The organism is uncultured Campylobacter sp. (assembly GCF_938045405.1).
Classification (GTDB): Bacteria; Campylobacterota; Campylobacteria; order Campylobacterales; family Campylobacteraceae; genus Campylobacter_B.
In genome coordinates this window covers 1-2,878 of sequence record NZ_CALIMW010000184.1, presented here as the reverse complement: position 1 = coordinate 2,878, position 2,878 = coordinate 1, and the positions used below count along the sequence as shown (strand labels likewise).

Annotated in this window: 2 protein-coding genes; both read left to right on the top strand. The window is 39.5% G+C overall.

The features are described 5' to 3' along the window. The first annotated feature begins 167 nt into the window (after positions 1 to 167). On the top strand, positions 168 to 542 hold the full coding sequence (locus tag Q0140_RS07035; RefSeq protein ID WP_297905105.1) for a hypothetical protein: 375 nt from the start codon (positions 168 to 170) through the stop codon (positions 540 to 542). Positions 543 to 1,068: 526 nt separating this feature from the next. Continuing rightward, the coding region (locus tag Q0140_RS07030) for an STT3 domain-containing protein (RefSeq protein ID WP_297963267.1) at positions 1,069 to 2,878 on the top strand (1,810 nt) is incomplete at its 3' end.

Here is a 2,878-nt window from a genome sequence, read left to right as displayed (position 1 = left end):
AAGTAAATTTTAAATTGCGGCGAAATTTTATAATTTGCCATCGAGTTCGGCTCTGTTTTAAACAGACGGGCGATTTCTTAAATTTAAACTCTAGCTAAATTTAGACCGAAATTTTTAAGTAAACTTTGCTATAATCGCCGAAATTTTGAAAAAACCGAGGAGAAAATATGAAATTGATTTACGCTGCTTGCGTGCTCGCCGTGTTTGCTTCGGCTCAGACCGAAACTGTGCAGGTGCCGGACTTTGCCAAAAGCTCGATGAAGACGCATGAGCAGGCCGAAGAAAAACTAATCGCAAATGCCCTAAAAGGCGATCTAAGCCAGATCGCAAGCGACCTGAAGATCGATAAAACGCTAAAAGGCGGCGAGTCGCTTGTCATTAACGGCGCGCATTACAGGACGATCGAGGGCGACAGCACGCAGTGGAAAGAGGGCGACGCCGTGCGCCTACTAAGCGGCAACAAGGACGGCAGATGCCTAAGCTCGATCATGCTTAATCTGCGCACGAAAACCGTCTGTAAATTTATGTGCGACGCGTATTAGGCGAGAATTTCGTCTAAACCACAAAAATCCACCGGCTCGGTGTAAGCTTCTTGCAACGACCGGTTGTTTCTGCTATTTAGCCATAGCATAGATCGCTAAATATATGCCTATGAATAAAACATTGTTATATATTTTTTTAAAAGCGTTCGTTATGTTTATTGTCCTATATTTGTTCATTCCGCACCCAGAAGATGGAATTTATAATATGTTAGATATACGCATGTTTATTGGCTTAGTGTTGTTTTGTATCTGCCTTATATTGGATATTTAGTTTACATCTTTCTCTATCTTTACGTATCGTATTTTTTGATGGTCGCCAAAATTGCATATCACAAATTTAAATTCTAAACGGCTTGACTTGGGTTGCTTTTAAAATTTCGCTTTAATATCGATAAATTCTGCTATAATAAACGCAAATTAAACAATGTCGTTAAAGACGTAACGCAGGCGTGATAAAGCGAGTAAAATTTGTAGAGGCAAATTTTGCCTGCCGCTCGGTACTTCAAATGGCAAATCAAGGAAAAAGATGCAAAAATTTAGAATTACAAACGGCGAATACTCACGCATGGATATTTTTTTGATCATGACGCTGGTTTATATATTCGGCGTGGCGTGCAGGTTTTTTTGGATATATTGGGCTAGCGGGATCGAGCAGTTTTCTTTTGATGGCGAGCTCATCATGACCACAAACGACGCCTTTGCGAATGCCGAGGGCGCGCGCGATATGATAGCGGGCTTTCACCAGCCGGGCGATCTTAGCCCGTACGGCGCGTCGATCCCAACTCTGGCATTTTTGCTTAGTAAAATTTTACCAGTCAGCCTAAATAGCATTACGATTTATATGAGCGTGTTTTTAGCGCCGCTGGTGGCCGTACCGATTATTTTAATAGCAAGAGAGTATAAGATCCTGGGCGCCGGCATCATCGCGGCGCTACTTGCCACCATATTGCCGGGATATTATATGAGGACCTTGGGCGGGTATTTTGATAGCGATATGTTAAATGTTACTCTGCCGCTGCTAACGCTATGGGCTTTGATTAGGCTCATAGGGCGAAGCGAGCAGAGTAGCTTTGCTTTGCCTGCCGTCTTTATGGCGTTTTATGATTGGTGGTATCCCAGCTCGTATTCTTTAAATATGGCGATTATAGTGATATTTTTAATCTATACTTTGATTTTTAATAGACACAATGAGGAAAATTACAAAGTGATTATTCTTATGGTCGCAGCGGTTATAAATTTTGGCGCGTATTACGAAGGCGAGACAATAATTGTAAATTATATTTTATTGTTCAAAATCTCACTGATTGCATTGCTATATTTTTTAATGATTAAAATTCCAAGCCATAAAAGCAAAAAAGCTCTTTGGATTTTGGGTACGATCGCCGTAATTACGTTCGTCATATTCGGCGGACTTGTGCCTATAGCAGTACAGCTTAAAGCATACATCTTAAAGGATGTAAGCAAAGAGGAAATTTTCTACTTCTACGGCGTTAGAAATACGGTTAATGAGGTAGAAAACGCTAATTTCATAAAATTTGTGCTTGAATCTAGTGGGCATCTATTTATATTTATATGCGCCGTAGGAGGGTTGGCTCTACTACTGATAAAATTCCGTTCGTTTATATTAACCTTGCCGATGATAGCGCTTGGAGTTTTAGCACTTTTCGGCGGAACTCGTTTTACAATGTACGCTACGCCGATGATAGCGCTTGGATTTGCTTATTTTATATATTTCACGCTGAATTACTTTGAAATACGCACCTGGCTTAGAAGTACTTTGTTGGCTATTTTAACCTGTTTGGCACTAATGCCTAGCATGGATTTTATTTATGAATTCCGAGTTGCGCCTACGCTTACGAAAGACTCCATAATGCCTCTTGCAGAGCTAAAAAATAAGGCTAGCAGGGAGGATTATGTGCTATCGTGGTGGGATTACGGATATTTAATCAGATATTACTCCGATGTAAAAGTAGTAGCTGATCCCGGAGGTAGACAGGCAGGAGAATACACTTTTATGAGTGCGTTTTCCTTTAATAAAGATGAGGTAAGCTCTGCTAATATGGCAAGGCTTAACGTAGAATATATACAAAAGTTGCAAGGTAAAAAATTTGATCCTAAATTGGAAGATAAATTTAAACTAAATCTATATCAAATTCAAAAAGATTATGGCGAAGCCGATATCAATAAATTCCTAAGTTCTTTAAGCGATAAGAATTTCAAGCTTCCACGGAAAACTAGGGATATATATTATTATTTCGTACCGCACATGATAGATATATTGCCTAATATCTTAAAATTTTCTACTGTAGATATAGAAACAGGTAAAGAGTCTTGGA

Bases quoted from the DNA above. Each gene is read 5' to 3' on its own strand.
- Q0140_RS07035 (WP_297905105.1), top strand. From the start codon at position 168: ATGAAATTGATTTACGCTGCTTGCGTGCTCGCCGTGTTTGCTTCGGCT.